Genomic DNA, 24186 nt, shown 5'->3' on the forward strand with positions numbered 1-24186 from the left:
GCACAGACACGCCGCCCTCAGTCCGCCGCCGGCATGTCCACCGCGGTGCCCGAGACGATGATCCCGCCGCTTGTCGGCACGGTGACGTGCAGCAGGCTGGGTCGCCCCATCGTCGCGCCCTGGATGATCTGGAACCCACCCGGCACCGGCATCAGGCCGGCATCGCGCAGGTAGCCGCCAAGCGCCGCGGCGGCCGCGCCGGTGGCCGGATCCTCGACCACGCCGCCCACGGGGAAGGGGTTGCGCGCGTGGAATCGCGCGGGCGATTCGCGCCACACCAGCTGCAGCGTGGTGAGTTCGTGCGCCAGCATCAGGGTCTTCAGGCGCTCGAAGTCGTAGTGCAGCCGTTCGAGCCGCTGTTGCTGCGTCACCGCCAGCACCAGGTGCCAGGCCCCGGCAAACGCGAGCATCGGCGGCAACTGCGGGTCGAGTTCGCCCGGGCGCCAGTCGAGCGTGGCCAGGGCTTCGTCGAGCACGGCCGCGGGCACGGGTCGCTGTTGCGTCGGCACCGACTGCAGGCTTGCGCGCCACGCGTCGCCTTCGCGCTCGACCTGGACACGCACTTCGCCCGCCCGGGTGGCAAGCGTGTAGGTGCCACTGCCAGACCCGCGACCCAGCACGACGCCGCTGGCGATCGTGGCGTGCCCGCAGAACGGCACTTCGGCCAGGGGACTGAAGTAGCGGACCCGCCACGCGCGCCCAGCGGCAGGGGCCAGGAACGCCGTTTCCGAGTACCCCACCTCGGCGGCGACCCGCTGCATGTGATCCGCAGGCGGCAGCGCATCGCCGATCCAGACGCCGGCGGGGTTGCCGCCTCGCGGATCGTCGGTGAACGCCGCCAGGCGGTGCAGTTCGTGCGGGGTGGTGGTCATGCCGTGCGTGCGTGTGCCCGGGTTGCCCAGTCTCCGAAGAGACAGGGGAGGCCGCAAGCGAATCGTCCCGGCGACGTCTGCCTGCGGCAGCGAGGGGCAGAAATCGGACGCAACGGGGCACCCTGCGGATGCCGGTAGGCGCAGCGAGTCAATTTTCCGGCAGCGCTGCGGCGCGCCGGTCGACCCGGATCGGGTGGTGGGGGCGCGGACAACGGTTCGGTGTCAGCCGGACGGCGCCTGGCGTGCACATCCCCTCCACATTCCTGCATCCGAAGTGAACAAATCACTGAATTCACTGGGATTCCTTGGCAGGACACCCATAACGGCACGCGCCTTGCTTTGCCCCATGCGCCGGCGTATGCCAGCGCGCCATGGGAAGCGCGCCAGGTAGGCCCCGGCCCCCACCGAAGTTCCGGAGTTTCCATGTCCCGCAACCACCACCAAGCCACGGTCATCGACGGTCCGTGGCAGTCCGTGGCGCCGCCTCCCGGGCCGCGCACGCCCGAGCGCCGCAGGCCGGCCCCGCCGACCGCTGCCGAAGCGCTGCGCGCCGGGCTCACGCCTGCCCAGCTGGTCACGCTGGAGGCGCTGGAGATCTTCCGCTGGCGGCTGGCCTTCGTGCGCCGGCCGCTGTTCCAGACGCCGATCCCGGTGCTGTTCGACAAGGACGACACGCGCCACGTGGTGATCCTGGAAGACGGCGTGCTCGACGAACATCCGACGCTGAAGCTGCGCGACTGAACGGTCGCGTCCGGACTCCGTCAGGGCTGCCGGCAAGGGGCCCGACGGCGCGGCCGTATCATGGTGGCCTCCCAAGCAAGGTGCCGCCGCCATGGCCAAAGGCAATCCCCTCCAGGAACAGCTGCTCAAGGCCGGGCTGGTCAAGAAGTCCAAGGTTTCGGCGGTGGCGCGCGAGCAGCACCTGGCCCGGCATGCGCGGGCGCCGTCCGGGCCGAACGAGATCGAGCTGGAAGCGCAGCGGGTGCGGGCCGAGAAGGCCGAGCGCGACCGTGCGCTGGAGGCCGAGCGCAGGGCGCAGGCGCGCGTGGCCGAGCTGCGCGCGCAGGCGCGCCAGATCATCCGCGACAAGCGCGTGCCGCACGGTGGCGAGAGCGAGTACCGGTTCACCGCCGATGGTGCGATCCGCACGCTGCTGGTGACCGAGGACCTGCGCCGCAAGCTGGCGGCGGGTGAGCTGGTGGTCGCGGCTGGCGCGGACGGGTATGTGCTGCTGCCGCGCGGGGCGGGGCAGCAGGTGCGCGAGCGCGATGCGGGGATGATCGTGCTCGATCACGGGCAGGCGGGGGCAGCGGCCGCGCCGTCGAGTGATGAAGACGATGCGTATTACGCGCAGTTCAAGGTGCCGGACGACCTGGTCTGGTAGCGGGTTGGGGTGATTGCGCCGCGACGCGGCTGCGCGTTAGTCCGGCGTCCCCACGTGGTAGCGGTTGCGCCCTGCATTCTTGGCCGCGTACAGCGCGGCGTCCGCCTCTGCCATCAGCGTGCCGGCGTCGGTGGGCTGCCGGGTGCAGGCGATGCCGATGCTGGTGGTGACGGTGATGCGGTGGCCGTCGCCGGCATCGATGGGATCGACCATGGCGGCCACCACCTTGCGCGCCACGGCCTCGGCGCCCGTGGCCGGGACGTCCTCGAGCAGGATCACGAACTCGTCGCCGCCCAGGCGCGCCACCAGGTCGGTCTCGCGCACGCAGTGGCACAGGCGACGGGCGAACGCCTGCAGCACGGCATCGCCGGCGGCATGGCCATGGCCGTCGTTGATGCCCTTGAAGCGGTCGATATCGAGGTACAGCAGCGCCACCGGCGTGTGGTGTCGCTGCAGGCGCTTGAGCGCCAATGACAGGCGCTCTTCGAACTGGCGGCGGTTGGCCAGGTCGGTCAGCGCGTCCACGCGCGACTGGCGTTCGAGTTCCAGGCGGCTTTCGGCCAGCGCCTGTTCGGCGGCGACGCGGCGGTTGATGTTGCGCGCGGCGATCACCACGTCGTTGCGGTCGCCGCCGTCGTCGGCGGGGATGCAGCGCGACACCGCCTCGATCCAGACGTAATGGCCGTCCTTGTGGCGCAGCCGGTATCTGTCGGTGTTCGGCTCGCCACTGGCGAGCACCTCTTCCATCGCCGCGCGTTGTCTGTCCCGGTCTTCGGGATGGACGATCTCCCAGCGCGGCCCCAGCAGGTTGTCCGGCGCCCAGCCCAGCATCTCGGTGGCGGAGGGCGAGACGTAGATGCGCTCGCCCTCGGCGTTTACCCGGGTAACGGCATCGTGCGAATGGTCGGCGAGCATGCGGTAGCGGCGCTCGCTGTCGCGCAGGCTGGCGGCGAGGCGGTCGCGCTCGGCCATGGCCAGGCACACGGGAATGGTCATCACGCAGCCGCCGGCGATGTACAGCTGCAGCAGGGCGATGCGCGTGGCCGCGTCGAGTTCCTGGTGCGCCATCGGGCCCAGGCCGAGGGTAGTAGCCGTGGCGCCGATCAACGCCAGCGCGATCACGCCCAGCGCCACGCCGGCGAAGCGGTGTTGCACCGCCACCAGCAGCAGCGGCGGATAGGTGAGGAACAGCACCGAGTGGCTGGTGGTGAACACGCCGACCGCCACCGCTGCCAGCAGCGCCAGCGTGGCGGCCAGGCTCCAGCCGCGCCTGGACGCGATGGGCAGGCCCAGGCCTCTGCGATGCGCGACCAGGGTGGTGGTGGCCACCACCACCATGCCGACCACGTGCGCCGAGTACCACCGCCCCAGCGCGGGCAGGAACGGCTGCGCGTGCAGCGAGTAGGCCACGGTCGCCGCCAGCACGCCGGCCACCGCGCAGGCCGCCAGGGTGGCGGCAGTGGCGATTCCGCCCAGCCGTATCCAGCTGCGCGGATCGCGGATGTCGGGGACCCGCAGGCGCACGATGCCGGCCACGCCCAGCACTTCGATCAGGTTGCACACGGCGATCGCGATGGCGTAGAGCGGCTCGTCGCCGGCGAGGATGCGCGCCGACAGCTCGGACGCGAATGCAACGAGGAGGTAACCCGGCCAGGTGGCGGTGCGCCGCGACAACAGCCAACCGGTGAGGATGCCGTTGCCCACCCAGATGGCCGCGAGCTCACCGGGGCCGCGCGCCAGCGTGAGCGACAGCCACGCTGTCCCCGCGATCAGCACGGCCAGGATGGTCCTGTCGGCCCAGTAGGTGCGCGGAATCCTCAAGCGGCGGGACATGGTGTCTGCATGGACGGGTACGCGGTCACTGTAGGCAAGGCCGGCGCGGCTGTCATTCGGTGGTGCGGCAAAGTGGTTGGTGGTGCGGCCGGAGATTGACCGGCTTCGCCGTTGTAAAGCTCTTCTCGCTGCGCTCGGAATGACAGGCTTGTTGTTCCGGTTGCTCACGAACTGGCCCAGCAGAAAAATTGTCATCTCGAGCGCAGCGAGAGATCCCGGCAGGATCTCCGCCAGAGATCCCTGTTCCCCGCGCTCAATGTTCCCTCGGGGTGCTGATCGATACGTCGATCTGGTCCAGCCGCCAGTCGATCGCCTGCGCGATCGCGCGCACTTCCTCCACCTGCGCGGCGGTGAGCGTGCGGTTGCGCAGCAGCACCACGCCCGACAGGTGGAAACCTTCCTCGTGCAGGCGCACCGCGCAGCCGTCCATCCAGGGCAGTGCGGAGATCTCGGCGCACAAGCGGTCGGGCAGGGGGTCGGGCTCGCCGCGTTGGAGTGTTTCGGGGCGCGCGTCGTGCAGGTTGCGCACCGCGGCGCGCAGGTTGCTGCTGCCGTCGTGCAGGATGCTGCCGGCGATCACCAGCGCCGCGGTGGCATCGGCCCACCACAGGCCGAAGCCGATGCCCGCCACGCCGACGATGCCGGCTGCGGCCGTCATCCAGTCGGCCTTGCCCATGTCGGCATCGGTGTGCAGCGGCTTGAGCGAAAGCGTCTTCGCCAGCGCCAGCTTCTTGTGGCCCAGGATGATCGGCGGCACCGCCGAGACCAGCAGCGCGCCCATCATGATCCAGCCCTGCCACAGCACGTGCCCGGCGATCATCACCGTGCCCACCACCGGGCGGGTGGCGGTGAGCAGGGTATGCAGGCCGTCGTAGACCAGGGCCAGGCCGACGCCGGTGAGCGCGACGGCGGAGATCAGGAAATTGACGTCGAAGGCGCGCTCGCGGCCGGTGATGTACTCGGCGTCCACGCCCTTGCGGCGGAAGCGGCTGGCCACGAGGAAGGCGATCGGGGGAACCAGGCTCAGCACGTCCTCGATCAGCGCGGTCTTCATCGCCTGCGAGCCGCCCATCGTCACGAACATCAGCGCCGCGACCAGCGACATCCACAGCAGCGTCCAGCCGCACAGCCGCTCGGCGCGGCGCAGGGCGTCGCGCTGCGCCTGTGGAAGTTCGCGCGCTGGCGGGCGCAGGCCGTCGACGGCGCTCATTGCGCGCCCTCGCGCTCGGCCAGGTGGCGGTCGAAGGCCAGGTGCCAGGCCGGTTGCCCGGGCGGCAGGGCGATGCGGCGTTCGGGCATGGGCCCGTCCGGCGATGCGCGCAGCGCGAGCGGGCGCGACCAGCCGACCTTGGGCTTCCATGGCGAGTCGGGATGGTGGCCGCCGACCACCGCGTGCAGGCGCGCGCGCTCCAGGTCGCCCATCAATGCGTCATGGCTGCCCGGCAGCCAGGTGAGCCGGTAGCCCTGCGCATCGGCGTAGCGCTGCACCAGTTCGGCTTCCGGGCCGCCGACCGTGCCGTCGGTCGACACCATCACCCACGGCGGATCGTGGCTGGCGCCCACGCGCATGCCTTGTTCTTCGGCCTGCCGGGTCATGTCGTCGGCGTCGCGGGGGTAGTCGTCGCAGGCGGACAGGGCGAACAGGGTCGCGAGTGCGGCTGCGGCGGCGATGGAAGGTCTGGCCATGGCGGCGTTATGGACGCAGTGCGGTGAACGGGCCGTCACTTCGTGCTCCAGACGTCATGCCCACGCCACGCGTGCGATCGTGCGGCCTTCATCGCCTGCGCCGGCCGCCCCCATGCATCTTGTCCAGCTGTTCCTGCCGCTGCATGACAACGCCGGCGTGGCGTTCGAGAGGTCGCTGTTCGACACCGTGCGCACCGAGCTCACCGACCTCTTCGGCGGCGTCACCGCCTTCCTGCGTGCGCCGGCGCTGGGCGCCTGGGAAGACGATGGCGGGCAGGTGCAGCGTGACCAGGTGGTGCTGTTCGAGGTGATGGCCGCGCAGCTCGACCACGGTTGGTGGGCGGCGTACCGGCGGCAGCTGCAGCAGCGCTTCCGCCAGGACGAGGTGCTGGTGCGGGCGATGGCGGTGGAGCGGCTATAGGCGTGTCGGCACGCCTTGCGCGGAACGGGAATGCCGCAGGGGCGGCGGTAGACGCCATGACGCAATGCCGTTTGCACAGGGGCCTGTTCATAGTCTTCTGCACAAACCTGTACAGACCGGCGGTCGACCGGCCGGGGCGCACGACCTGGACATCCCGCTGCTGCGCAAGCCCTGCGCGTTCGAGGAGCTGCGGCTGGCGGTGGAAACGCAGCTGGCAGCAGCGCGGGACGTCTAGCGCGACGCGCCCGGGTGTCGCGGAGCAGATCCCTCGCTGCGCTCGGGATGACAGCTGGCGAGGGCCACAACGCAGCGAAGCATCTGTCCGCTGTATCTCTGTCATCCCGAGCGCAGCGAGGGATCTGCCGGTCGCGCCGCTTCGTATCGCATGCGCGCCACCCACGGGCTGCGGCATCATCGGCTGATGCAGACGCCGCACTCGCCCGCACTCACGCGCCCGGACATCGCGCGCATGGCCTGGCCGATCATCCTGGCCAATGCCTCGGTGCCGCTGCTGGGGCTGGTGGACACCGCCGTCATCGGCCACTACGGCAGCACGGCCGCGCTGGGCGGGCTGGCGCTGGGCGCGCTGCTGTTCAACTTCATCTACTGGAGCTTCGGCTTCCTGCGCATGGCCACCACCGGCTTCGTCGCGCAGGCCGATGGCGCCGGCGACGAGGCCGAGGTGCGCGCCACGCTGGCGCGCGCGCTGTTGCTGGGCGTGGGCCTGGGAATCGTGGTGATGCTGCTGCAGTGGCCGCTGGCGACGGCCTACTTCGCGGTGATGGACGCCAGCGTCGCGGTGGAAAACGCCGGCATGGACTACTTCCAGGCGCGCATCTGGGGCGCGCCGGCGGCGTTGGCGCTGTATGCCTTCAGTGGCGCGCTGATCGGGCTGGGCCACAGCCGCACCCTGCTGCTGGTGCAGTTGCTGCTCAACGGGCTCAACGCCGCGCTCGACGTGTACTTCGCCGGCGTGCTGGACATGGGCGCGCGCGGAATCGGCCTGGGCACCGCGATCGCCGAGTGGACCACCTGCGTGGTGGCGGCGCTGGTGCTGTGGCGCACGCTGCGCGCGCGGCACCGCGACGACGCGCCGTTCCTGCCGCTCGAACGCTTGCGCGACGGCACGCGCCTGCGCCGGATGATGGCGGCCAACGGCGACATCATGCTGCGCACGCTGTGCCTGCTGGCTGGCTTCGGCTGGTTCGCCAGCCAGGGCGCGCGCTTCGGCGACGTGACGCTCGCGGCCAACCATCTGCTGCTGCAGCTGGTGTCGTTCAGCGCGTTCTTCCTCGACGGTTACGCCTTCGTGGCCGAGGCGCTGGTGGGCGGCGCGGTCGGCGCGCGCAACCTGCCCCGGCTGCGGCGCGTGGTGCGCCTGTCGAGCGAACTGGCGCTGGCCACCGCGGCGCTGCTGGCGCTCGCCATCTGGCTGCTGGGCGGGACGGTGGTGGGGCTGCTGGTGTCGCTGCCCGAGGTGGTCGCGGCGGCACGCGCGTACCTGCCCTGGGCGGCGCTGTACGTGCTGCTGTCAGTGGCCGCGTTCCAGCTCGACGGCGTGTTCATCGGCGCCACGCGCACGCGCGAGATGCGCAACGCCGGCCTGCTGTCGCTGGCCGTGTTCCTGCTCTGCGCATGGCCGGCCGCCGCGCTGTGGGGCAACCACGGGCTGTGGGCGGCGTTCGTGCTGTTCGTGGTCGCGCGCGCGCTGGCGCTGCTGCCGTACTACCGGCAGCTGGAACGGTCGCTCAGCCCGGCTTGCGCGCGCTGAGGAAGGTCCACAGGTCGCGGTAGGACGGAACCAGCACGCTTTGTTCGCAGCGATCCTGGAAGTGCGCGTCCACCGCCTCGCGGATCAGCGGCAGCAGTTCGCGGCGGGTGGCGCGGTCCTCGGCGTCGCGCAGGCCGTGGCCGCAGCACTGCATGCTCAGTACGCCACCGGGGCGCAGGGCGCGCGCCATGTGGGCGATGACGCGGGCGATGAACTCCGCGCGTGGATGGCCTTCGCGCACCGGGTCCATGGTCAGGTCGTAGATCACTGCGTCCAGGCCGCGCGCCTGCGCGATCCAGGCGTAGGCGTCGCCGTTCACCACGCGCGCATGCGGGCTGTCGAAGGCATCGCCGCACAGGGCGGGAAGATGGCGGCGTGAGAGCGCGACCACGCGCGGGTCGATCTCCACCATGGTCAGTTCGGAGGGAATGGCGTCGAGCGGTTCGAACGTGCGCAGCAATTCGCAGAGCACGCCACCGTCGCCGCCGCCGAGGATGGCCACGCGTGCGGGCCGGGGCAGTTCCAGCAAGGGGCTGGTCATGGCCACGCCGTAGGCGGTGTCGGATTCGGAAATCTGCAGGTCGTCGTCGAGGAACAGCTGCCCGCCGAAGTGCGGGTGGCGAGTGACCATCACGTGCTGCAGGCCGGTATGTTCGTCGGCCAGGACGCTGGAACGGGCCGGCAGCGCCGGCGCGAAGTGGGGTTGGAGGCCGGCACGTTGGCCGGTAAATGCTGGCATCAGGGCTCCCAGATCGGGTGAATGGAGTCCCATCCTCGCGGCTGGGAGAGGAAGGGTCAAACCGGTGGGCGCGGCGTGTGGCGGTGATCGCGTGGTGGGCGGCGTGGCGCCCCTACCTGCGTTCGCGGCTGAAGCCGCTCCTACAAGTGGAGACGACCGCGTTCTGTAGGAGCGGCTTCAGCTGCGAGCGACATGCACGTGGCGCGATCCTGGATCGTCGCCTCCCGGACACGCCCGTCCACACCTTTGTAGGAGCGGCTTCAGCCGCGAGCGACATGCACGTGGCGCGATACAACGTTGGCATCCCACGCCACGCCACAGTCACGGTGCCACCCGGGCCTTGCTCAAACCTTCAGCGACGCCTGCAGCGCAACCGCCAGGGCCGCATCTCCGCTCACCAGCTCGGTCCAGCGCAGCACCAGTCCCTTGCGCTTGCCCTTGGGCACCAGCTTCAGGCCCTCGGGGTCGATGGTCAGCGTGTAGGGCATCTCGTCGATCAGCAGTTCGCGGCGCAGCGGCTTGTCGAGCGGAGTCATGGCGATCAGGCGCGCGCGGACTTGCGTCGCGGCATCCCGGCCAGCGCATCGGCGAGGTCCTGGCGGCCGAAAGGCTTGCGCACCAGTACCGCGCCGGCATGACGGGCCGGCAGCGCGCCACGGCCATAGCCGGAGGCGAACAGGAACGGGATGCCGCGGCTGTCGAGTTCGTCGGCGATGGGGAACGACGCGGCACCGGCCAGGTTGATGTCCAGGATGGCCATGTCCGGCTCGTGTTCGTCCATCGCCTCGAGCGCGGTCTCCACCGAGTGCGCCGTCGCCACGACCTCGTAACCGAGCTCGGGCAGCAGGTCCTCGAGCACCATCACCAGCAGCGATTCGTCTTCGACGATGAGAACGCGAGGGGTCATGGCCGGATTCCTGCATTGCAAGGGAGGGGAGCTTCGATGTGGCAGCGCACGCCCGCGGGGGGGAATTCCAGTGTCACCGTGCCCTGGAGGTCGTGTTGCAGCCCACGCTGCAGCAGGCGCGTGCCAAAACCGCCGCGCGTGGGCGCCTGCACGGGAGGGCCGCCGGATTCTTCCCAGTCCAGCACCAGTCGCGTTTGCCCGTCCTGGTCGTGCAGCGCCCAGTGCACGCGCACGCGACCGTCGGGCACGGACATCGCGCCGTACTTGGTCGCATTTGTGCACAGCTCGTGCATCGCCATCGACAGGGCGACCGCGCGCCGGGGGTCGAGGCTGACGGCTGGCCCCTGCAGGTCGAAGCGCGCCGGGTTGCCGTCGCGGCAGTGTCCGACCGCCAGGCGCACGATCTCCTCGACCGGGGCGCCGCTCCACTTCTCGCGGGTGAGCACGTCGTGGGTCGCGGCCAGCGCCTGCAGCCGCGATTCGATCAGCGGCGTCGCCTCTGCGCCGTCCGGGCTGGTCCGCAGCGTCTGCGCCACGATCGACTGGACGATGGCGAGCGTGTTCTTGACCCGGTGGTCGAGTTCGTTGACCAGCAGGCGCAGCGATTCCTCGTGGCGGACGCGCTGGTCGATGTCGGTGGCGGCGCCGAACCATTCGCTGACCGCACCATCGTCGTCGCGGATCGGTACGGCGTGCGACGAGACCCAGGCCCAGCGGTCCTCGCCCAGCCGTATCCGGTGCTGCGACTGGTACGGGGTCAGCGTTTCGCGCGCATGGCGGATGGCTTCGGCCACGCGCTCGCGATCCTCCGGGTGGATGAGGTTGAACGACCAGGCCAGCGACTGGCCGCGGGTGAAATTGCCGACCGCACGCCCCCCGACCACCGCCAGCTGCCGCCAGTCCGGACTGACGCGGTAGATCAGGTCGGAGCTTGCATTGACCATCGCGCTCAGGCGCTCCTCGCTGCGGCGCAGCGACTCTTCCTGGCGTTTGCGGGTGGTGACGTCCCGCGATGTGCCGGCGACGGCCTCGACTTGCCCCTGCGGGTTCAGCACCGGCATGAAGATGTAGTCGTATACCCGCTCGCCCAGTGACGCATGCTCGAAAGGCACGTCGTTGCGGATCGTGCCGCGCGTGGCGATGACCCGATCGATCTCTTCGTCGTGCATCGACGCGTGCCAGGGCTCGTAGCCCATCTCCAACAGGGTCTTGCCCCTGGCCTGCTCCCAGGTGCAGCCCCACATCGCGAGCAGCGCCTGGTTGGCGTAGATGAAGCGATGCTCGAGATCGAACACGTACACCAGGTCCGGCACGGCCTGGAGGATGGTTTCGTACAGGCGCAGCTGGTTGGCGTCGACAGCTGGGCCCTGCACCGGCGTGAGCATATCCAAGCGCGCTCCCCGCGGGCCATGACACAGACAAGTCTAGGAGCGGTCGCCCGGCGTCGTGTGAAGGACTTGTGATGGCTGCGCGCGCAATGCACCCTGCGTCGCCCCTGTTCGCCCCTGTTCGCCCCTGCGGCGGGGTCAGCGTGCACTCACGCCGGCTGCCACCCTCGCCGCCACAATGACGGTCTTCTTCCTTGCGTCCCCCTTTGTCCCCGAAACGCCTGCTTCCGCTGATCATCGCCACCGCCCTGTTCATCGAGAACATGGACTCCACGGCGATCTCGACCTCGTTGCCGCAGATCGCGGCCGACCTGGGCGTGGCGCCGGTGGCGCTGAAGCTGGCGCTGACCACTTACATGCTGGCGCTGGCGATCTTCATTCCGGTCAGCGGCTGGGTTGCCGATCGTTTCGGCGCCAAACCGGTGTTCATGGGCGCGATCGGCGTGTTCCTGCTGGGATCACTGGGCTGCGCGGCCAGCGATGGACTGGGGCAACTGGTGGCCGGGCGCTTCGTGCAGGGCGTGGGCGGCGCGATGATGGTGCCGGTCGGACGGCTGGTGCTGTTGCGCAGCGTGGAGAAATCCGAGCTGGTGCGCGCGCTGAGCTGGCTCACCGTGCCGGCCATGCTCGGGCCGATGCTGGGCCCGGTGCTGGGCGGCGCGATCACCACCTATGCGCACTGGCGCTTCATCTTCCTGATCAACATTCCGATGGGCCTGCTCGGCATGTGGCTGGCGTGGCGGCACATCCCGATGCTGCGCCAGCCGGTGGGGCCGCTGGACTGGCGCGGCTTCCTGCTCTCGGCCGGCGGGTTGGCGCTGGCGATGTTCGGGCTGTCGGCGATCGGGCACGGGCTGGTGCCGGGCGTGGCGCTGGCGGCCGCGATCCTGGTCGGTGCCGCACTGCTGGCGGCCTACGTGCGCCATGCATGGCGGCATCCGCATCCGCTGCTGCAGCTGGACCTGCTGCGCGTGCCCACCTATCGCGCAGGCGTGCTGGGCGGCTCGCTGTTTCGCATCGGCATCGGCGCCACCCCGTTCCTGCTGCCGCTGATGCTGCAGCTGGGCTTTGGCCTGGATCCGCTGCAGTCGGGCCTGGTCACCTTCACCTCCACGGCCGGCGCCATGCTGATGAAGGTGCTGGCGCCGCGCGTGCTGCGCATTTCCGGCTTCCGCCCGGTGCTGGTGTGGAACGGGCTGCTGGCCTCGCTGATGCTGTGCGGCTTCGGGCTGTTCCGCGCCGATACGCCGTACGCGCTGATGGTGGGCGTGCTGCTCACCAGCGGCTTCCTGCGCTCGCTGCAGTTCACCAGCATCAACGCCATCGCCTATGCCGACATCGACCAGGCGCGAATGAGCCAGGCCAGCAGCCTGGCGGCGATGGCGCAGCAACTGTCGCTGGCGCTGGGGGTGACCATCGGCGGCTTCGCGCTGAGCATCGCTTCACGCATGACCGGCGCAGGCGCTGACGCGCCGATCAATTTCACCTTCGCGTTCCTGACCGTGGGCCTGGTTTCGCTGGTCTCGGTGCTGCAGATGCGCAAGCTGGCGCCGGATGCGGGGGCGGAGATGGCCGGCCGCGCCGAAGCGGGACAGGAAGTGACCGAACCCAAGGCCGAGACGCGCCCGCAGGCCTGACGGCACGGGCAGCCCCTCACGCATCCTGCATTGCGGCCGGCGCACGGTAGGGCGCCTCGCAGGTGCAGGAGTGCAACGATGAACAACCGACCCCACGACAACGGCATCGAGCAGGAGCCGCCCCCGCGCCGCGAGGATCCGCATCCGGCCAATCCCGATCGCCAGGCGCCGGGCCAGCAGCCGGGCGAGCAGCCGGGCGAGCAGCCCAGGCAGGATCCGGGGTCCGGCCCCGATCGCGAACCCGACCGGCGCCCGCGCCAGGATTGAAACGCGTCGATACCAGTGGCAGCAGGAGAGAGATGACCCGCAAGACCGACACGCCGCCCCAGGCCGACAAGCCGGAGCGCGAGCAGCGTGAGTACCCGCATGGCAGCGGCGACCGCAACAGTTTCCCGCCGTTCGGCAAGGACCGCATGCCGATCCATGAAGGCGGCAGCCAGCGGCAGGCGCCGCCCGATCCGGAGGCCGAAGGCGACAAGGACACGCCATCGCGTTGAGCGGGTCACGCGACATTGATCGCGGATGGGTGAAGGTGGTTCCTCGATCAAAGAGGAGAACCGCATGGCACTGATTCCTTCCGGCACGCTGGTGGTGGTCGCCGACGGCGGCAACGCGCGACTGTTCCGCAACCGTGGCGACGAACGCGAGCTTGCGCTGCACCAGGTCGAACTGCGCGAGCTGATGAACATGGACGACGACGGCCCGGCCGGCAGCATGCCGAACGAGTCCACCGGCCAGCAGATCGACGAGGCCACCTTCGCCAAGCAGCTGGCGCACGCGCTCAACGACGGCGCGCTCAAGCACCAGTACGAATATCTCGTGCTTGCCGCCGACCCCACCACGCTCGGGCGCATGCGTCCGCTGCTGCACAAGGAAGTGCAGGCGCGCATCATCGCCGAGCTTCCCAAGACCCTGACCAACGCGCCGCTGGAGGATATCGAGCGCGCGCTGCGGGCATCCGCGTGAGCTATCGCGGCGACTACGAAGTGGTGGAGCCGGCGCGCATGGATGTCGATGCAGCGCCCGGACTGGTGCTGCTCGAATTCGGCGCACCCTGGTGCGGCCACTGCCAGGCGGCCCAGCCGGCGCTGCGGGACATGCTGGACGGGCCGGCGAACGTGATCCACCTGAAAGTGGAAGACGGACGCGGCAAGCCGCTGGGCCGCGCTTTCGGCGTGAAGCTGTGGCCGACACTGGTGCTGTTGCGCGCGGGAGACGAGATCGCGCGCGTGGTACGGCCGGTGTCCGGCGAGGATCTTGTGCCATTGGCCGAGGCCCTCGGAGCGCGCTAGCGCGATGCATCCCGTCGGCTTCACGGCGTGCGCATGTTTCCGGACAGCCTGAACGATTTTCAGCGCAAAAAACCCGGTGAATTCACGCACCTGTTTCAGTCGCGCCGATAGCTTCGGCGGCCTGTGCAGAGCGACGTAGCCCGGTGACTGCCGCCCAACGCGGAACATCGCGCCCGACCGGTCGCACAGCCCCGGATCCCCCCCGTATCGTGCGCCCAAGGAGCAGCAGATGTTCAGCCACAACAAGCGACTGCAATACACCGTCCGCGTCGCCGCGCCCAACCCCGCCCTGGCCAACCTGCTGCTCGAGCAGTTCGGCGGCCCGCAGGGCGAACTGGCAGCCGCCATGCGCTATTTCACCCAGGCCCTTTCCGAGGATGACCCGGGCAGGAAGGACATGCTGCTCGACATCGCCACCGAGGAGCTCAGCCACCTGGAGGTCATCGGCTCGCTGGTGGCCATGCTGAACAAGGGCGCCAAGGGCCGCTTGGCCGAAGCGGTCGAGGAAGAGGGCGAACTGTTCCGCTCGCTGCAGGGCGAGGGCAACGATTCCCACGTGACCCAGGTGCTGTATGGCGGTGGCCCGGCGCTGATCAACTCGGGCGGCCAGCTGTGGAACGCCGGCTATATCGACAGCATCGGTGAACCGACCGCAGACCTGCGTTCCAACATCGCGGCCGAAGCGCGCGCCAAGATCGTGTACGAGCGACTGATCAACGTCACTGCCGATCCGGGCGTCAAGGACGCACTGACGTTCCTGATGACGCGCGAGATGGCGCACCTCAAGTCATTCGAGAAGGCGCTCTACGCCATCGAGCCGAACTTCCCGCCCGGCAAGCTGCCTGGCATGCCGGAGTTCCAGGAGATGTACGTCAACACCTCGCAGGGCGATGGCGACATGCGCGGGCCGTGGAACAGCGACGAGAACTTCGACTACGTCTCCGACCCCGAGCAGTTCACCGCGGTCGATGGTGGTGATGGCGTTCCCAGCGTCGTGCTGGATCCGATGGAAGAGCGCGTGGTCACGGCCATGGCGGAGCGCACTGCCTCCGACCCTGCGTCCAACCCGGTCACCGGCATTGAACTGGGCAAAGCCGAAGGCACGATGGCCAAGACCACCAAGGTCAGCCTGAGTTCGGATGATGTCGGCGAGGCCGAGTGACTCGGTTCGCAACATCCCCGCATGTCGATGCGGAGAGGGTGGGCCATTGAGAGGGTGCGTCTTCCGGGCAGTTCCGGGGACGCGCTCCCTGCCGTATTCCAAATGCCACGGTGCGTGCGGCCGATTCGCGCGCCCTTGACGCGTCTACGTCGAATCTGGAGCGCCAACGCACCGACACTCCATGGCAAGACTTCGACACACCGACTGGCCCGACCGCCTGTGGATCGTGCGACACGGCCAGAGCGCAGGCAACGTCGCGCGTGATCGCGCGGAACTTGCCGCGCACCACCTGATCGATCTGGAAACCCGCGATGCCGACACGCCGCTGTCCGAGCTCGGCCGCGAGCAGTCGCGCGCACTCGGCGACTGGTTCGCACGCCTGCCGCCGGACATCCAGCCCACCACGCTGATGAGTTCGCCCTTCGTGCGCTCACGCCAGACCATGGAGGCGGTGGCGCGTGCACTGGGTACGCCCGACGAGCAGGTGCTGGTTGACGAACGCCTGCGCGAGAAGGAATTCGGGGTGCTCGACGGCTACACCATCGCCGGCATCAAGGCGAAGTTTCCGGAGCTGGCCGCGCAGCGCTCCAGCGTGGGCAAGTTCTACTTTCGCCCGCCTGGCGGCGAGAGCTGGTGCGACGTGATCCTGCGCCTGCGCAGCCTGACCGAGGAACTGCGCCGCGACTACGTGGGCGAACGCGTGCTGATCGTGGCGCACCAGGTGATCGTCAACTGCTTCCGCTATCTGTTCGAGTGCATGGACGAGGCCGAGATCCTGGACATCGACCGGCAGGCCGACGTGCCCAACTGCTCGGTCACCACCTACGCCATGGACCGCGCCGCGCCGGACGCGCGCTTCCGGCTGGAGGTGGCCAACATGGAGCTGCCGCTGCTCCAGGCAGGCGCGCCGGTGACCGAAGCGGCGGACGTCCCGGCCGGGCCGAAGTGAGCACTGCCGCGCCCGATACAGGCGGACGCGCGCCGCGGCCCAAGCCGCTGACTGCGGCGCTGCTGCGATCCTGGCCGCTGCCGTCGCGGCGCGATGGCGGCGGCAAGGAAGAGCGCGGCCGCGTGCTGGTGGTCGGCGGCCAGCGCGACCTCGCTGGCGCGGTGCGCCTCGCAGGCGAGGCTGCTCTGCGCGCGGGCGCGGGCAAACTGCAGCTCGCGGTCGCGGGCAGTGCTGCGCCTGCGCTGGCCATCGCCGTGCCCGAGGCGCGGGTGCTCGGCCTTCCCGAAGCCAGCGACGGCAGCATCGTGGGTGGTGGCCGGCACCTGCCCGCAGCGGCGGCACACACCGACGCGCTGGTGCTGGGGCCAGGCGTGGAAAGCGGCACGGCGATGCGCGCACTGGCGGCGCGACTGCTGTCGCGCCTGCCAGGCACCGCAGTGCTGGATGCGGGTGCGATCGACCTGCCGCTGTTGCGCGGATGGCAGCGCCTGCGCAAGCGGCCGCCCGCCCGCCATCATCACGCCGCATCACGGCGAAATGGCATCGCTGCTGGGCTGCGATGCAGCGGATATCGCCGCGCACGCTGCGGCATTGGCGGCCGCATTCTCACGCGATTGGGATCTGGTCGTGGTGCTCAAGGCTGCCGACACCTGGATCGCCGATCCGTCGGGCGGCCTGTGGCTGCATCGCAACGGGCCGCGGGGACTGGGCACTTCCGGATCCGGCGACGTGCTGGCCGGCCTGATCGGCGGGCTATGCGCACGCGGCGCGCCCCCCGCGCAGGCGGCGTGCTGGGGCGTGTGGCTGCACGCGCGCGCCGCGGCAAGGTTGGAGGGCGGCGGCGCAATGGGATTGCTTGCGCGGGAGATCGCGGTAGGGGTGCCTGCGCTGCTGCGCGGGTTCTGAGGGCTTGCGGCCGACCGTGTTCAAGTTTGCCCGTGCGTCGCGGAACAGTCCCGGCCTCAGAAACCCCAGGCCAGCCGCAGGGCGACGCGGCCGTCGGCCTTTTCGGCGTCGTCGAAGTTTTCCGACAGCGCTTCGCCGTAGCTGAAGGTGTTGGTGTAGTGCAGTTCGGCGTCGATCGGGCCGAAGGAGCGGGTCACGCCGACCAGCCAGTTGCCATAGCTGTCGCCGGCGGCATCGTCCAGGTCGTACCAGCCGCTGGACAGCTTGAAGCCGAAGCCGCTGTCGCCCAGCGGGTACTCGGCGGCAGCGCTGTAGTAGATGCCCTGCTCGCCGAACTGGACGATGTCGGGTGAATAGGCGACGCCGACGGTGTAGTACTCCGCGAACGACAGCGCGGCGGCGAATTCGGTGTAGTCGAGTTCGTAGCCTTCGTTGACGCCGGGGTACTTGACGCGCGTGACCGACAGGTCCAGCTCGACGTCCTCGGCCAGTTCGCCGGCCCAGCCGAGGTAGAGGTCGATCTCGTGGTCGATGCCGGACTCCGAATCGCCGGTATCCGCGCTGCCGGCCCAGGCGCCTGCATAGAAGCCGCTTTCGTGGGACACGGTGATTTCGCCCATCAGGGCGGGCTTGCCGTCGGTCTGGGTCAGGCCGCGCCAGACGTAGTCGCTGGTGGCGGCGATCTCGCCTTCCACGGACCAGGCGCTGCCGCCGTCCGCGTCCTGGGCGAGGACGATGCCGGGCAGGGCGGCGAGGGCGAGCAGGAGGCTGGTCTTGGCGAGGCGCATGTGCGTGGGCGGGCAGCGTGGGGGCGCATACGATACACGCGCGGAACACGCCTTCGCATGCAGCCCGGGAGTGCAAGGCTTAACATGCCGCGATCACGGGCGGCCACGGCCCGCCGGCTTCTTTCCCTGCACAGGAATCCCCCCGATGCGCACGATCCTTCCCCGCCTTGCGCCGCTTGCCTGCGCGCTGACGCTGGTCGCCTGCGGCGGCGGCTCCGGCGACGCCGGCGGCGGTTCCGCGCAGGAGCTCAACGTCTACAACTGGTCGGACTACGTGGCCGAGGACACTATCGCGGGCTTCGAGGCCGCGACCGGCATCAAGGTCAGCTACGACGTGTACTCGGAGAACGAGACGCTCGAGACCAAGCTCACCACCGGCAGCTCCGGCTATGACGTGGTGTTTCCCTCGGCGCGCCCGTTCGCGCAACGCCAGATCAAGACCGGACTGTATGCCGAGCTCGACAAGGACCAACTGCCGCACTGGTCACACCTGGATGCGGACGTGCTGGCCGGCCTGACCGACATCGACCCGGGCAATGCGCACGTGGTGCCGTACATGTGGGGCACCACCGGGCTGGGCATCAACGTGGACAAGGTGCAGGCGGCGCTGGGGCCCGATGCGCCGCTGGATTCATGGGCGCTGCTGTTCGACCCGGCCAACGCCGCGAAACTCGCCTCCTGCGGCATCCATGTGCTCGATGACGACCAGGAAGCCTTCGGCGCGGCGCTGATCTGGCTGGGCCGGGATCCCAACGGCGGCGGGGTCGAGGAGATCGAGCTGGTGAAGCAGGCCTATGCCGGGGTTCGGCCGCATGTGCGCACCTTCAACAATGCCGCCTACAAGGATGCGCTGGCCAATGGCGACGCCTGCCTGGTGATGGGCTATTCGGGCGACATCGGCCAGGCGCGCGACGTCGCCGCCGAAGCGGCCGAAGCCACCGGCAAGGATGCGCCCGACATCCGCTACGTGATTCCGAAGGAGGGCGCTATCCGCTGGATGGACGTGATCGCGATTCCCAAGGACGCGCCGCACGCCGACAACGCGCATGCCTTCATCGACTATCTGCTGCAGCCTGAAGTGATCGCCAAGGTCACCGACCACGTGGCCTATGCCAACGCCAACCGCGATGCGACCGCGCTGGTGGATCCGGAGATCGCCGCCGACCCCGGCGTGTACCCGCCGGAAGAAGTGCGCGCGAAGCTGGTCGATCCGGTGTCGTTGCCCGAAGACGTGCAGCGCCAGCGCGTGCGCGCATGGACGGCAATCAAGAGCGGGCGGTAAGGGGCGGTGAGGAGTGGCGGCCAGGCTTGACCACAAAGGCTCGCGGCAACGGCTGGCGGTGAGGAGCGGCGCCGTTGACCTCCAAACGGCACACTGTCATTTCGACCGCAGGGAGAAATCTTCTTCTTGCCGGGATAAAACCAGATTTACCGGCTGCGCCGTTGAAGAGCGCTTCTCCCTGCGGTCGAAATGACAGCTGTAGACAGCCGGTGTCTGCAGTTGGGAGGCACTTTAGGAGCGCTGCCCCCGCGGCAGTCGCCGCATGATCCCACTACGCTGAGCCCCGGCTCCAGACCATGACGCGCCCATGACGCGCCCATTGCCCGAATGGATCTGGCCCGAGCGGCTTGGCCGCATGGACGTCGAGGCCGCCATCCGCGCCTCGTTCTGCGTGGTCGTGCCGCTGGCGCTGCTGCTGGCGCTGGGGCGGTCCGACCTGATCGTCTACGTGGCCTTTCCTGCATTCACCTCGCTGTACGGCCGCGGCGAACGCTATCGCGACCGCGTGGTGACGCTGGCCGTGGCCGGGTTCTGCCTGCTGGGCGTCGTGGCGGCGGCGACGCTGGCCTCGGTCGCGATGTGGAACGGCTGGCAGGTCACGCTCATGCTTGCGGCGCTTGCGGCCGCGGGCGTGGTGTTGTCGGAGCGGATGCAGTGGATCCCGTTTGGCGGGACGTTCTTCGTGTTCTCTTTCGCCGTGGTCGCCTCGGTGCCGGTGGAACCCGCGCAGGTGCCGGCGCGGCTGCTGCTGTCCGCGGCCACGGTAGCGCTGTGCTGGGTGGTGGGCATGGCCGGGCTGTTGCTGCGCCGGGCGATGGCGACGCGGTTGCGGCGAGCCGTGCATCTGCCCGCGTTCGCGCCGCTGCGCCCGGCGCGACGCAGACCCGCGGCCTGGACCGACGTCGTGGTGTGGTGGACGGCGGTGGAAGTGGCCATGGGCGTGGTGCTGGCGATCGTGGTGGTCGAGGCGCTGGGCTTCGGCCACGCCTACTGGGCCGCGGTGACGGTGGTGGCCTGCATGCCGCGCCCCTACAGCCGGCACTTCGCGGTCAAGACCGGACACCGGATCATCGGCACCGCGCTGGGCGTGCTGGTCGCCGGCCTGCTGCTGGGCCTTGGCCTGCCGGCCTGGGTGCTGGTGCTGGCGGTGGGCGCGTTCCAGTTCGCCACCGAGCTGTTCGTCGGCCGCGTGTACTGGCTGGCGACGGTCTTCATCACGCCGCTGGCGCTGGTGGTGGGATACCTGGCGCAGGTGTCGGCGCTGGCGCCGCTGCTGGTCGACCGCCTGGTCGATACGCTGATCGGCGGCGCGGTGCTGCTGGTGGTGGAGTTCGCGGGGCGTCCGCTCGCGCAGCGGCTGCTGCGCCGCCGCGGCGTGCCGGCAACGCGCTGACCGTCACCATCGCGGACGTCGCGCACAGGCGCGGCGCGAGGACGTACCATGCCCGCTTCGCCGAATGCGGCGTCCTGCGGACGCGCACTGTTTCCACCGGTCTTGCCCGACGTGCGCGCAGCGCACCGGTGCCAGGGCCAGCCCGGGAGATCGACACACATGGCAGCACCCGCTCGCGCCACGCCACCGATCGAGCCCTGGCGCGATGCCGACGCGCAGCCGTTCGTGCGCATCGAAGGCGTCACCAAGACCTTCGGCAAGTTCTACGCCTGCGACGACATCTCGCTGGACATCTACCGCGGCGAGTTCTTCGCGCTGCTCGGCGGGTCGGGCTCGGGCAAGAGCACGCTGCTGCGGGTGATGGCCGGCTTCGAGGCGCCCGACAAGGGGCGCGTGCTGATCGACGGCGTCGACGTGACCGCGCTGCCGCCCTACCAGCGGCCGGTGAACATGATGTTCCAGAGCTATGCGCTGTTCCCGCACATGACCGTGGCGCAGAACATCGCGTTCGGCCTGAAGCAGGACCGCTTGCCGGCCGGCGAGATCCGCGACCGCGTGCAGGCCATGCTGGAGCTGGTGCAGATGCCGCAGCTGGGCAACCGCAAGCCCGACCAGATCTCCGGCGGACAGCGCCAGCGCGTCGCCCTGGCCCGCGCGCTGGCACGCGAGCCCAAGCTGCTGCTGCTCGACGAACCGCTGGGCGCGCTCGACAAGCGCCTGCGCGAGCGCACCCAGTTCCAGCTGGTGAACATCCAGGAAAAGGTCGGCACCACTTTCATCATGGTCACGCATGATCAGGAAGAGGCGATGACCATGTCCTCGCGCATCGCGGTGATGGATGCGGGGCGCATCGTGCAGGTGTCCACGCCGGCGGCGCTGTACGAATTCCCGGCAACGCGCTTCGTGGCCGAGTTCATCGGCGGCATCAACCTGTTCGAGGGGCGCGTGCTCTCGCACGACCTCGACGCGGGGCTGGTGCGGGTGCAGTGCGACGCACTGGCCGAGCCGGTGCTGGCGCGGCATACCGACTACATCCCGGAAGGCACCACCGTGAGCGTGGCGGTGCGGCCGGAGAAGATCGACGTGCACGAGCAACGCCCGGCCGCCGACAACGTGGCCGTGGGCAAGGTGCGCGACATCGCCTACCTCGGCGACGTGTCGATCTACCACGTGCAGACCGAGTCCGGCGCGGTGATCCAGGTACAGGAAACCCACGTCGAGCGCAGCTCCGAGCCGCACTACGACTGGGACGACACGCTGTGGCTGAGCTGGCCCGCCACCGGCGCCGTGGTGCTGGCCTCGTGAACGCGCGGCGGGACCAAGGGACGTGGAGCTTCTGGGCCGACGTCGTCCGCAACCTGTTCGGTTTCTTCCGCGTGGTGCGCGACGAGTTCCGCACCCGCCGCGGTCGGCTGCTGGTCAAGCTCATCCCGATGCTGTGGCTGGGGCTGTTCTTCGCCGTGCCGTTCCTGATCGTGGCCCGGATCAGCTTTGCCGAGGCGGTGTTCGGGCAGGTGCCGCCGTATACCGCGCTGCTCGAGCAGGCCGGCGACGGGGCGCTGTCGCTGCGCGTGCACATCTCCAGCTATGCGCTGCTGCTGCAGGATCCGCTGTACGTGGCGGCCTACCTGCGATCGCTGCTGTTCGCCGGTGTGTCGACGCTGTTCTGCCTGCTGATCGGCTATCCCATGGCGTACGGCATTGCGCGTGCGAAGCCGGTGACGCGGCTGCTGCTGATGATGCTGGTGATCCTGCCGTTCTGGACCAGCTCGCTGCTGCGCACCTACGCGATGATCGGCATCTTCAAGACCAACGGCTGGCTGTCGAGCGCGCTGGCGGCCATCGGCCTGCTTGAGCCGGGCGAGGCGGTGCTGCACACCAACCTCGCGGTGTACATCGGCATCGTCTACAACTACCTGCCGTTCATGGTGCTGCCGCTGGCGGCGACACTGATGCGGCTGGACTTCACCCTGCTCGATGCTGCGGCCGACCTGGGCGCGAAGCCGGCGCAGTCGTTCCTGCGCATCACCCTGCCGCTGTCGATGCCCGGCATCATCGCCGGCTGCCTGCTGGTGTTCATCCCGGCGGTGGGCGAGTTCGTCATCCCCGACCTGCTGGGCGGTCCCGACGCGCTGACCATCGGTCGCGTGCTGTGGACCGAATTCTTCACCAACCGCGACTGGCCATTGGCCTCGGCGGTGGCGGTGGCGATGCTGCTGCTGATCGTGATCCCGACCCTGGTGTTCGAGTACATCGAAAACCGGCGCGAACAGCGCGAGGTCGACGCATGAAAGGCCGGCCATGGTGGCTGTGGGCGGTGATCGCCGGCGGCTATGCCTTCCTCTACATCCCGATCCTGTCGGTGATCGTGTACTCGTTCAGCGCCTCGCGTCTGGCGACGGTGTGGGGCGGGTTCTCGTTGCGCTGGTATGGCGCGCTGCTGGACAACCAGCAGATCCTCGATGCGCTGGGGCGCAGCCTGGTGATCTCGGCCACCGCAGCCACCGCCGCCGTGTTCCTCGGTACCGCCAGCGGCATGGCGCTGTCGCGCTTCGGGCGCTTTCCCGGGCGCGGCCTGCTGAGCCTGATGAATTCCGCGCCGATGGTGATGCCCGACGTGATGCTGGGGCTGTCGTCGCTGCTGCTGTTCGTGTCGCTGCAGCAGATGACCGGCTGGCCGCAGCGCGGCATGACCACGATCATGCTGGCGCACATCACCCTGACCACCTGCTACGTGACCGTGGTCGTGCGCTCGCGCCTGACTTCGCTCGACCGCAGCCTGGAAGAGGCGGCGATGGACCTGGGCGCGCGGCCGTGGCGGGTGTTCTTCCTGATCACCCTGCCGCTGATCGCGCCCGCGCTGCTGGCCGGCTGGCTGCTGGCCTTCACCCTGTCGCTGGACGACCTGGTGATCGCCAGCTTCACCTCCGGCCCGGGCGCGAGCACCCTGCCGATGCTGATCTATTCGAAGGTCAAGCTGGGGGTGACGCCGGAGATCAACGCGCTGGCGACATTGATCATCAGCGTGGTGGCGGTAGGCGTGGCGGTGGCCGGCGTGTTCATGCACCGGCTCGAAGCAGGACGCGGCTGAGCGGCGGCATCCGCTCCCGCGATCAGGAGGCGCGGTGACCGCCGCCGTCGCCGGACGCCGTTGTTGCCTGGCAACGGCGATGTCGCCGCCCCGGGAGCGCTGCCGATGATATTCCAGGACATTCGATTCACCTGCGCGGCGGCGCTGCTGCTGACTTGCACGGCAGCGATGGCCGTCGAACCGGCTGCGGCGCGCGCGGACAGCCCACTGGCGATCACGGCTGGCGAGGCGCCGGCGCTACCCTACGATGCCGGCGCGCTGCGTGTGCTGGTGCCTTCGGCCAGCACCGGGGGAGCGTACGCGCTGGTGGAGCTCATCGAACAACCGCCCTACCGCACGCCGCCGCACGTGCATCCGCAGCTGGACGAAAGCTTCTACGTGCTGGAGGGCACCCTGACGCTGGACATGGACGGCCATGCGTACCGGCTGCCGGCGGGTTCGTACGTCCATGTCCCGCGCGGAACGGTCCATGCCCAGGGAAGTGCCGACGGCAACCCGGTGCGCCTGCTGACGCGACTCTCGCCGGGCGGGTTCGAGCAGTTCTTCCTGGACCGCGTGGAACTGGCGCGGACCATCGGTCGTGAGCATCCCGACTTCCAGCAGCGCATGCTCGAGATCGTGCGGCGCTATCCGCAGTGGCTGGGGCCGGCGCCGTCTGCGGAAGAGTGAAGCGCGGCGTGGCGGG

The 24186-nt window shown here is 69.6% G+C and carries 26 protein-coding genes and 1 pseudogene; 18 read left to right on the top strand and 9 right to left on the bottom strand.

Going from position 1 to position 24186, the window contains the following annotated elements; translation table 11 throughout:
• Window positions 1-17: 17 nt before the first annotated feature.
• The gene (locus ACW5EG_RS04250) at window positions 18-872 is read right to left on the bottom strand and encodes a PhzF family phenazine biosynthesis protein (protein ID WP_457020922.1); all 855 of its coding nucleotides are present in this window, start codon (window positions 870-872) and stop codon (window positions 18-20) included.
• A gap of 423 nt (window positions 873-1295) precedes the next feature.
• Here ACW5EG_RS04250 and ACW5EG_RS04255 point away from each other — a divergent pair, with 423 nt between their 5' ends.
• Together ACW5EG_RS04255 and ACW5EG_RS04260 are read left to right on the top strand one after the other, a co-directional pair.
• Window positions 1296-1613 carry a hypothetical protein gene (locus tag ACW5EG_RS04255; protein ID WP_457017513.1) on the top strand — a complete coding sequence of 106 codons (318 nt, stop codon included), beginning with the start codon at window positions 1296-1298 and terminating at the stop codon, window positions 1611-1613.
• A 91-nt stretch (window positions 1614-1704) separates the two neighbouring features.
• Window positions 1705-2256 carry a DUF2058 domain-containing protein gene (locus ACW5EG_RS04260; protein ID WP_457017514.1) on the top strand — a complete coding sequence of 184 codons (552 nt, stop codon included), beginning with the start codon at window positions 1705-1707 and terminating at the stop codon, window positions 2254-2256.
• A 36-nt stretch (window positions 2257-2292) separates the two neighbouring features.
• On the opposite strand, the gene ACW5EG_RS04265 is transcribed toward ACW5EG_RS04260, so the two are convergent.
• From ACW5EG_RS04265 to ACW5EG_RS04275, 3 genes are all read right to left on the bottom strand, one after another.
• Complete coding sequence (locus tag ACW5EG_RS04265; protein WP_457020923.1) at window positions 2293-4089, bottom strand: diguanylate cyclase domain-containing protein; 1797 nt, start codon at window positions 4087-4089, stop codon at window positions 2293-2295.
• 253 nt (window positions 4090-4342) lie between these two features.
• Entirely contained in the window at window positions 4343-5299 is a 957-nt protein-coding gene (locus ACW5EG_RS04270) for a cation transporter (RefSeq protein ID WP_457020924.1), read from the bottom strand.
• Window positions 5296-5775: an ABC transporter substrate-binding protein gene (locus ACW5EG_RS04275; RefSeq protein ID WP_457020925.1), complete on the bottom strand. Its 480-nt coding sequence runs from the start codon at window positions 5773-5775 to the stop codon at window positions 5296-5298. The genes ACW5EG_RS04270 and ACW5EG_RS04275 overlap by 4 nt, the downstream gene beginning before the upstream one ends.
• Before the next feature lie 112 nt (window positions 5776-5887).
• Here ACW5EG_RS04275 and ACW5EG_RS04280 point away from each other — a divergent pair, with 112 nt between their 5' ends.
• Complete coding sequence (locus tag ACW5EG_RS04280) at window positions 5888-6196, top strand: hypothetical protein (protein ID WP_457017518.1); 309 nt, start codon at window positions 5888-5890, stop codon at window positions 6194-6196.
• Window positions 6197-6617: 421 nt separating this feature from the next.
• A complete protein-coding gene (locus ACW5EG_RS04285) occupies window positions 6618-7967 on the top strand; it encodes an MATE family efflux transporter (RefSeq protein ID WP_457017519.1) in 1350 nt (449 codons plus the stop codon).
• Here the strand turns inward: ACW5EG_RS04285 and ACW5EG_RS04290 are convergent.
• From ACW5EG_RS04290 to ACW5EG_RS04305, 4 genes are all read right to left on the bottom strand, one after another.
• Complete coding sequence (locus tag ACW5EG_RS04290; protein WP_457017520.1) at window positions 7945-8706, bottom strand: spermidine synthase; 762 nt, start codon at window positions 8704-8706, stop codon at window positions 7945-7947. The two genes, ACW5EG_RS04285 and ACW5EG_RS04290, sit on opposite strands and share 23 nt — an antisense overlap.
• Before the next feature lie 344 nt (window positions 8707-9050).
• Complete coding sequence (locus ACW5EG_RS04295; RefSeq protein ID WP_457017521.1) at window positions 9051-9242, bottom strand: hypothetical protein; 192 nt, start codon at window positions 9240-9242, stop codon at window positions 9051-9053.
• A gap of 5 nt (window positions 9243-9247) precedes the next feature.
• Window positions 9248-9613: a response regulator gene (locus ACW5EG_RS04300; protein ID WP_457017522.1), complete on the bottom strand. Its 366-nt coding sequence runs from the start codon at window positions 9611-9613 to the stop codon at window positions 9248-9250.
• Window positions 9610-10998 (bottom strand): sensor histidine kinase, encoded by a 1389-nt coding sequence (locus tag ACW5EG_RS04305; protein WP_457021401.1) that lies wholly within the window; start codon window positions 10996-10998, stop codon window positions 9610-9612. Before ACW5EG_RS04305 ends, ACW5EG_RS04300 begins: the two co-directional genes overlap by 4 nt.
• A gap of 209 nt (window positions 10999-11207) precedes the next feature.
• Between ACW5EG_RS04305 and ACW5EG_RS04310 the strand changes: the two genes are divergently transcribed.
• From ACW5EG_RS04310 to ACW5EG_RS04345, 8 genes and pseudogenes are all read left to right on the top strand, one after another.
• Window positions 11208-12638 (top strand): MFS transporter, encoded by a 1431-nt coding sequence (locus ACW5EG_RS04310; protein ID WP_457017523.1) that lies wholly within the window; start codon window positions 11208-11210, stop codon window positions 12636-12638.
• Between the two features lie 78 nt (window positions 12639-12716).
• Window positions 12717-12905 carry a hypothetical protein gene (locus ACW5EG_RS04315; RefSeq protein ID WP_457020926.1) on the top strand — a complete coding sequence of 63 codons (189 nt, stop codon included), beginning with the start codon at window positions 12717-12719 and terminating at the stop codon, window positions 12903-12905.
• A gap of 32 nt (window positions 12906-12937) precedes the next feature.
• Window positions 12938-13135: a hypothetical protein gene (locus ACW5EG_RS04320; RefSeq protein ID WP_457020927.1), complete on the top strand. Its 198-nt coding sequence runs from the start codon at window positions 12938-12940 to the stop codon at window positions 13133-13135.
• 64 nt (window positions 13136-13199) lie between these two features.
• Window positions 13200-13604, top strand: coding sequence for a host attachment family protein (locus tag ACW5EG_RS04325; RefSeq protein ID WP_457020928.1), 405 nt, complete (start codon window positions 13200-13202; stop codon window positions 13602-13604).
• Complete coding sequence (locus ACW5EG_RS04330; RefSeq protein WP_457017526.1) at window positions 13601-13930, top strand: thioredoxin family protein; 330 nt, start codon at window positions 13601-13603, stop codon at window positions 13928-13930. Before ACW5EG_RS04325 ends, ACW5EG_RS04330 begins: the two co-directional genes overlap by 4 nt.
• 229 nt (window positions 13931-14159) lie before the next feature.
• Window positions 14160-15092, top strand: a complete 933-nt coding sequence (locus ACW5EG_RS04335; RefSeq protein ID WP_457017527.1) for a manganese catalase family protein — start codon at window positions 14160-14162, stop codon at window positions 15090-15092.
• A gap of 181 nt (window positions 15093-15273) precedes the next feature.
• On the top strand, window positions 15274-16041 hold the full coding sequence (locus ACW5EG_RS04340) for a histidine phosphatase family protein (protein WP_457020929.1): 768 nt from the start codon (window positions 15274-15276) through the stop codon (window positions 16039-16041).
• Window positions 16038-16947 (top strand): annotated as a pseudogene (locus ACW5EG_RS04345) (NAD(P)H-hydrate dehydratase). The gene ACW5EG_RS04340 and the pseudogene ACW5EG_RS04345 overlap by 4 nt, the downstream one beginning before the upstream one ends.
• 56 nt (window positions 16948-17003) lie before the next feature.
• On the opposite strand, the gene ACW5EG_RS04350 reads toward ACW5EG_RS04345, so the two are convergent.
• Window positions 17004-17735, bottom strand: a complete 732-nt coding sequence (locus tag ACW5EG_RS04350) for a TorF family putative porin (RefSeq protein ID WP_457020930.1) — start codon at window positions 17733-17735, stop codon at window positions 17004-17006.
• 145 nt (window positions 17736-17880) lie between these two features.
• On the opposite strand from ACW5EG_RS04350, the gene ACW5EG_RS04355 reads away from it, so the two are divergent.
• The 6 genes from ACW5EG_RS04355 (at window position 17881) to ACW5EG_RS04380 (ending at window position 24170) form a co-directional block, all read left to right on the top strand.
• Complete coding sequence (locus ACW5EG_RS04355) at window positions 17881-19017, top strand: polyamine ABC transporter substrate-binding protein (protein ID WP_457020931.1); 1137 nt, start codon at window positions 17881-17883, stop codon at window positions 19015-19017.
• Between the two features lie 307 nt (window positions 19018-19324).
• Window positions 19325-20410 carry an FUSC family protein gene (locus tag ACW5EG_RS04360; protein ID WP_457020932.1) on the top strand — a complete coding sequence of 362 codons (1086 nt, stop codon included), beginning with the start codon at window positions 19325-19327 and terminating at the stop codon, window positions 20408-20410.
• A 159-nt stretch (window positions 20411-20569) separates the two neighbouring features.
• Window positions 20570-21715 (top strand): ABC transporter ATP-binding protein, encoded by a 1146-nt coding sequence (locus ACW5EG_RS04365; RefSeq protein ID WP_457020933.1) that lies wholly within the window; start codon window positions 20570-20572, stop codon window positions 21713-21715.
• Window positions 21716-21843: 128 nt separating this feature from the next.
• Window positions 21844-22701, top strand: a complete 858-nt coding sequence (locus tag ACW5EG_RS04370) for an ABC transporter permease subunit (protein ID WP_457018402.1) — start codon at window positions 21844-21846, stop codon at window positions 22699-22701.
• Window positions 22698-23501 (top strand): ABC transporter permease subunit, encoded by an 804-nt coding sequence (locus ACW5EG_RS04375; protein ID WP_457017534.1) that lies wholly within the window; start codon window positions 22698-22700, stop codon window positions 23499-23501. The genes ACW5EG_RS04370 and ACW5EG_RS04375 overlap by 4 nt, the downstream gene beginning before the upstream one ends.
• 105 nt (window positions 23502-23606) lie before the next feature.
• Entirely contained in the window at window positions 23607-24170 is a 564-nt protein-coding gene (locus ACW5EG_RS04380; RefSeq protein WP_457017535.1) for a cupin domain-containing protein, read from the top strand.
• Window positions 24171-24186: the final 16 nt, after the last annotated feature.

It is taken from the genome of Luteimonas sp. A611, from assembly GCF_054072715.1.